Raw genomic sequence first — 6,684 nt, 5'->3', positions numbered from 1 at the left:
CCCTTCTTGTCCTTACCGTCCCAGTCCTTCTTGTCCTTGTCGTCCCGGCCCTTCTTGTCCTTGGCCTCCCAGACCTTCTTGTCCCAGCTCTCCTTCTCCCAGCGAATCTTGGTCYAGTGCTCCTTGACGACGTGCTTGGTGACGTGCTTGTCCTTCGGGCCGTCGTGACCATCGAAGGCCAACGCGCTCGTGGCCGCGGGCCCCGCGGCGACGACCAGAGCCGCCGTCGTGGACAGAGCGACAACTGCGGCTTTTCTCCTTGCGGAACTTCCCATGATTCCCCCATGGCTAATAGAAAATGACCAAATACTGCCGGCGGTGGAGGCCATTTCGGCCAGCGAGAACCGAAATTGGATCACCGGCCGAGCTCGAGCGATCCGCACTCAGGCTGATTTCCGCGGAGAAACGCGCTTCCACGTAAGTGACACAGCCCGCCCCGGGATCCTGGGATCTTCCCCTCCCGGCACCTCCGACTACGGAGAGTAGCGTCGCCGTTGCCAATAGGTGGGAGGCGCGCATGATCGACTCGGGTGAGTCCATCCGGGTGGCTCCAGCGGAGTCCTYGACGGCGACACCACCTGACGGATCATCTGACAGCCCCACGATGGGGCGCCGATCGGGAGGCATCGGCATCAGCCGGCCCGTTCGTGGCGGGGTTACTGTTCGCTGGCTGTTCCGATCGGCATCGAAAAACTGGTAGAAATTGCACCCGCCGACTCGCCGATCATGATCGACCGGTAATTGACCGATATTCCTGGCGGCGGCGCGACAACCTCCCTAGGCTGCCTTCATGACGGGTTACCATCTGGCCCAGGTGAACATCGCCCGACTGCTCGCGCCGCCCGGCTCCTCCGCGCTGACCGACTTCGTCGCCGGTCTCACCCCCACCAACACGCTCGGCGACCGGCAGTCTGGTGTCGTCTGGCGCCCGCGGCCCGAGGATGGCGACACCGCCGTGCGCACGTTCGTGTGGGAGGGCGACGGCGACCATGCGATCATCGTGAACCTGACCGTGTGGGAGTCGGTGGAGGCACTGGCCAACTTCGTCTTCCATAGCGGCCACGGGGCGTTCCTACACCGTCGGCGCGAGTGGTTTCATCCCATCCAGCGGACGACCAACGCCCTGTGGTGGGTACCCGCCGGGCATCGGCCGGGGACGGACGAGGCCGAGGACCGGGTYCGTCACCTGCGGGCCCACGGCCCGACCGCCACCGCCTTCACGTTCCGGCTGACGTTTCCACCGCCGGACCGGCGGATCTCCCTGGTCCCGGGAAACGGCCCGGAGAACACCGCCGAGCAGCCGGGCCGAGCGGCACCGAGAAACGCGGCAGCCGGAGGCTGATCCGGCGCGACAGGCTCCCGTGCCGAGGACGTGAAAAAAATATGTCGGGAAGATATACGGAAAACACGCATGAAACCCTTTTCAGGGGACGGCCGGGTCGGTGTGGTCGATCCAGTCGGACAGAATGGCACCGAAGACGGCCGGATCCTCCGCACGGTTCCAGAACGCGGTGGCGGCCTGGACCGCGGTGGCCCCGGCCAGCAGGTAGTCGGCGACGTCACGACCGCCGGTCACACCCCCAACCCCGATGATGTCCACACTCTCCGGGAGCAGGCGGCGTAGCTGGCGCACCTGACCGAGCCCGACGGGCTTGAGCGCCGGCCCGCTCATACCGGCGAGCTCGACGTCGACGACTGGTCGGTGCGCATCGTCAACGGCGAAGGCGTTGGGGAAGGTGTTCACCGCCGTGACAAACCGCGGGCCACYGGGACGCGCGGCAACCTCATCGATCACCGTTGCGAGCTCCACCAGGGCCGACGGATCGGAGAACGGCGAGATCTTGACTCCGTAGGGGACGCGTCGGGCCGGATCGGCACCAGCCTGCGCCACCAGCGTGTCGCCCACCGCCGTGCAGATCGTCGCGGTGTGCCCGGGATCGAAGCAGGCGATGCGTTTCTGCGTTCCGCCGTCCCAGATGTTCGGGCAGGCCAGGTTCAGTTCGATCAGGTCGACCCCGGTCCGCGCCACGACCGCGGAGATCTCGCGGTACTCGTCAACACCGAACCCGGCGACGCTGACGGTCAACGGCTTGCCCGCCCGGTGAGCGCGCCGCACCATACCGGGCAGATGCGCGGCATAGTAGTCCAGCCCGCGGTTGGGAAGCCCGAGCGCGTTCAACGAGTAGACCCGGCCGGGCCAGTAGACGTTGCCGGAGTTACCTGACCGCGGTTCCCGGGTAATCGAACCAACGACGATCATCGAGACCGCCGACCGGGCGAACGTCTCGACATCCTCGGCGGTCTTGCAGGTGCCAGCCGCGTTCATGATCGGATGTTCCAGGGAGACACCGCACAGACCGCTCATGACCCTACCCTAGGGTTTTCGCCTGGATCAGGTTCGTGACCGGCAATCGATGATCCGGGTCGCTACCCTCATGCCACGGCGGAGGTTTTTCCGTGGCGCGCCCGCAAACGGTCGATGGCCTTCTGGTAGACCTTCTCCCGCAGGGCGGCGATACGCAGCGGCTCGAGCTCGGCGGTGCCGACCCGACCGCGGGCACCCACCGTCTCCGCGAGCTCCGGGTCGGTGAGGAAAGGTTCCAGGGCGTCGGCGAGTGCGGGGGCGTCCTCCGGCGGAACGACCGTGCCGCCCTTCCATTTCGCCACCCAGGTGGCCACCCCGGTCGTCGCGGTCGCGACGACCGGGCGTCCCGAGGCCATTCCTTCGAGACCCGCGATGGAGAAGCTCTCGAACCGGCTCGGCACGACGACCACCCGTGCCTCCTCATAGGCCTTGACCAGCTCGGGACGGGTCAGGTGGCCGGCGAAACGGCAGGTGACGCCGAGTTTGACCGCCTGCTGCTCCAGCCAGGTCCCGGTCGCCACGCCCTCGATCGTGCCCGAGGACTGACCGGCGAAGACCACCGTTACCTCGACACCCCGTTTCTTCAGCAGCGCGGCCGCCTCGATCAGGACGTCCAGCCCCTTGCGCCATTCGAGCCGTCCGACGACGAGCAACGTCGGGTCGGTGTGCCGGGGCGAAGCCACCTCCATGTACGGGGACCGGTCGAACGGGTAAGGAATGACGTCCGCGTCGGTGTCCTTATCCAGCCAGCCGAAACCGCGCAGCGTGGTGACGATCAGCTCGGAGGGAGCGGTGCGCGCGTCGGCGCGCAGCGCGGAGAACCGGTCGATCCGGTCGGCCACCGCGCCCCTGCCGTGCAGCCGGCCGTCCCGCAGACGCACGTCCATCATCGTCGGGGTGTGCAGGTGGATCACGAGGGGAATATCGCGGCGCAGGGCGGTACGCAGGCCCCGGGTCTCGCCGTCCTGAGTCTCGATCACGTCGGGACGCAGACCGAGACGACGCAGCCAAAAAGCATAGGAGACCGCGAGAACGAACCGCAGGGAGAGCGAATCGCGAGGATGGTTCTCCCCCTGAAACGACCGGCCGAGCGGACCGAGAAACCTGGTGACGGGCAACCGCAGGAGYGGCCGCCGGTGCACCATCACTCCGTCATGATCTTCGTCCGTGCGGTAGCGCCCCTGGGCGCAAAGGATATGAACCCGATGACCGAGCGCGACCAGGGCGTGAGCGATGTCGTGTGTGTAGACTCCCGCCCCGTCCCAGATGATCGGCGGATACTGCTCGCACAAGAAGACGATCTCCATACCCAATCCCCCACCGCGAGCGAACTTCGGTCGGCTCACCTTATCGCTACGATAACCGGTCGCTGCGGGGGGTTTTGGATTTGCGGCCACTCGCGCCACGTCGACCCACATATAGGGGCATAGCGGTCCCCCTCACGGCCCGGCTCGCGAGGGAGATCGCCGGGATACCTGCTCCGGGGCGTGGGCTACGGGGAGGACTGACCGCTCAGCCGCGCAGCGGCATGGACCGACCGGTCCTGGAACCGTGCGCCGGGGGAACCCCGGTGCCATACAGCCGCGGACCCGACAACCCTCCCGACAACCCTCCCGAACCCGARCCCGGACCAGTGGCCGGCCCTGGCCCGGCACCCGTCGGCCGGGTGACCTTCGGTTCGATCCGGCGCAGCATGACGGCAGTGAGGATCAGTGCCACGACACCGATCAGCACGCAGATCACGATGTCGAGGACCCAGATCGTCACGCTGTGCTTCCACAGCCCGTCGGTCGGGTCGGTCCGCAGGGTCTCGTTACCGAACTTGCTGACGTCGTTGAGATCGTCCGTGGACGCCAGGGCCGCGAACCCCCAGCGAGCCGGGACGAGCAGGCTGATCTGCGCCAGCACGGGACGCCCGACCAGCGAGGTCAGTCCCCCGGAGAACACCAGCTGACCCATCGTGACCAGGACCAGGATCGGCATGGTCTTGTCCGCGTTGTCGATCAGCGTCGAGACCAGCAGACCGATCATCATCGAGGCGAGCGCCGCGACCCCCACCGCGATCAGACACTCCAGCACCGGCGAGCCGAGCACGACCGCCCTCGGCGGGGTCCGGCCCACCAGCCCGATCAGGGTGAAGACAAGACACTGGGCGGTGGTGATCCCGGTCAGCAGAATGATCTTCGATCCAAGGTAGGCGGTGCGGGACAGCCCGATCGTGCGTTCCCGCCGGTAGATCGGCCGCTCCTTGACGATCTCCCGGACCGAGTTGGCCATGCCCATGAAACAGGCACACAGCACCAGAACGAGGAGGACCTTCGTCGCGTCGGTGTTCGGTGCCTGGGGTAACGCACGCAGCCCGTCCGGGGCGCGGATCACCTGCGGGACGACGCCGAGCAGGAACGGGAAGGYGATGATCAGCCGTAAGTACGACCGGTCGGCGAGCACGACCCGCCAGTACCGTCGAGTCAGCGTCGCGAGCTGGGCCCGGACCGGCTGCTGGCGCACGCTGGGCAGCTCCGGCGGTGCCTTGCGCACCGCGGGCGCCACGATCGCGGAGGGTACGAAGAACTCCGAGTCCCGGAACCGCTCCGCCATCTCCTCGCCCGGAGTGGCCTCGAGCTCGCGGAACACCGCCGCGAACTCGCGGAAGTCCTCCTTGCCGAAGAAGCGCAGCGCCCCATCCGCCGGCCCGAAGTAGGCCACGTGCCCGCCGGGCGCGAGCACGAGGATGAAGTCGCACAGGTCCAGGAACAGCACACTGTGGGTGACGACGATGACGGTCCGGCCGGTCTCGTCGCCGGAGCCGGCGCCGCCGCCCTTCGCCAGGCCCCGCAGGGTTTCCATCACGGACTGGTCATTGGCCGGATCCAGACCGGAGGTCGGCTCGTYCAGGAACAGCAAAGAGGGCCGGGTGAGCAGCTCCAGCGCGACGCTGGTGCGCTTCTTCTGGCCGCCGGAGAGCCGGGAGACCGGTGTGTCGGCGTGCGCGGTCAGTCCAAGCTGGCCGATGACCTCCTCCACCCGGGCCCGCCGCTCCTTGGCGGTGGTGTCGGCGGGGAAACGCAGTTCCGAGCCGTATACCAGAGCCTCACGCACGGTAAGCTGGTCATGCAGCGGGTCGGCCTGCGGCACGTACCCGATCCGGCGTCGCAACTCGTCGTACTCGGCGTAGAGGTCACGTCCCGCGTAGATCACCGATCCCTGGTCCGCCGGTCGGAAGCCGGTGAGAGCGTTGAGCAGCGTGGACTTGCCGGCCCCGCTCGGTCCAACGACACCGAGCAGGGAACGGCCTGGCAGCCGGAAGGTCATGTCGTGCATGAGCTGCTTGGTGCCGGCCCACACCGACAGCGCCTGCGCCTCGAAGGCCACGTCACCGGAGTCGACGTATTCGACGAGCGAGTTTCCCTCGAGCTGGAACAGATGATGGCCGATGGCGATGATGTCGCGTTGTATCACCCGTGCCCGGGTGACCCGATGGCCGTTGACGAAGGTGCCGTTGGCGGAGGCGAGGTCGATGAGCTCGACGCCGGCCACCGAGATATGCAGCTCGGCGTGATGGCGGGAGGCAAGCAGGTCGCCCACGTTGATGTCGTTGTCGCGGGAGCGGCCCATCCGCACCCGTCCGATCGTCAGCGGATACACGCGCCGCCGGTCGTGCACCATCGTCGCCTGCCCCACGGCCGGGTCGGGCCCGCCCGACTGCGCGGGCGCCGACGGGACGGGCGCCGACGCAGCGCCCGGCGCCGGTTCGGACCACCATTCCATGCCCGGCACCGCCGCGCCCGGCGGCGATGGCAGCGACGGCGACGGCCAAGACGAGGGCGACGGGCCGGCAAGGGGGATGGGCGCCCCGCCCGGGCTGTGGGTCGGCGCGGTCGGCGGGATCATCGGCGGGGCCGGACGCGGAACGAGCACCACCTCGGGTCCGTCCACCGCGCCGAGCCGGAGCCGAAGCTCCCCGGAGACGGCGAGACCGCCCACACGGCAGCCATCCCGCCACAGACCGTTGGCGCTGATGTCCTCGATCCGCCATCCGCCGACGTCGGGATGCAGCACCAGATGCCGGCGCGACACCCGGCCATCGTTGATCACAATGTCGGCCGCACGGGCCCGCCCCACCACGACCGGCTTGTCTCCGGTKAGCGTCACCTCCCCCGCGGGGGTGGTGACATGAAGCGGGGTCGGAACCACCAGCACTCTCCCTCGCTCCTTCGATCGCCAGACGCACCATAGTGTGCCTGTACAGAGGGAATTTTCCTGCCCCTTCCGCAACATGTCCGAAAGCTGACGGCCATGAGACGGGCCACGACGGGTTG

Annotated in this window: 4 protein-coding genes and 1 pseudogene; 1 reads left to right on the top strand and 4 read right to left on the bottom strand. The window is 67.9% G+C overall.

The features are described 5' to 3' along the window. Positions 1 to 275, bottom strand: a pseudogene (locus CcI156_RS03880) (hypothetical protein); the annotation flags it as partial. 515 nt (positions 276 to 790) lie between these two features. Here CcI156_RS03880 and CcI156_RS03875 point away from each other — a divergent pair. Continuing rightward, positions 791 to 1,342: a DUF3291 domain-containing protein gene (locus CcI156_RS03875; protein WP_011435632.1), complete on the top strand. Its 552-nt coding sequence runs from the start codon at positions 791 to 793 to the stop codon at positions 1,340 to 1,342. A gap of 81 nt (positions 1,343 to 1,423) precedes the next feature. On the opposite strand, the gene CcI156_RS03870 is transcribed toward CcI156_RS03875, so the two are convergent. The 3 genes from CcI156_RS03870 to CcI156_RS03860 form a co-directional block, all read right to left on the bottom strand. Further along, a complete protein-coding gene (locus tag CcI156_RS03870; protein WP_076804317.1) occupies positions 1,424 to 2,365 on the bottom strand; it encodes a dihydroorotate dehydrogenase in 942 nt (313 codons plus the stop codon). Positions 2,366 to 2,433: 68 nt separating this feature from the next. After that, positions 2,434 to 3,672 (bottom strand): glycosyltransferase family 4 protein, encoded by a 1,239-nt coding sequence (locus tag CcI156_RS03865; RefSeq protein ID WP_011435630.1) that lies wholly within the window; start codon positions 3,670 to 3,672, stop codon positions 2,434 to 2,436. A gap of 205 nt (positions 3,673 to 3,877) precedes the next feature. Beyond that, positions 3,878 to 6,565, bottom strand: coding sequence for an ATP-binding cassette domain-containing protein (locus CcI156_RS03860; RefSeq protein ID WP_076804316.1), 2,688 nt, complete (start codon positions 6,563 to 6,565; stop codon positions 3,878 to 3,880). Between the last annotated feature and the right edge of the window lie 119 nt (positions 6,566 to 6,684).

The organism is Frankia sp. CcI156 (genome assembly GCF_001983015.1).
Classification (GTDB): domain Bacteria; phylum Actinomycetota; class Actinomycetes; order Frankiales; family Frankiaceae; genus Frankia; species Frankia casuarinae.
This window is presented reverse-complemented; position numbering and strand designations above follow the sequence as displayed.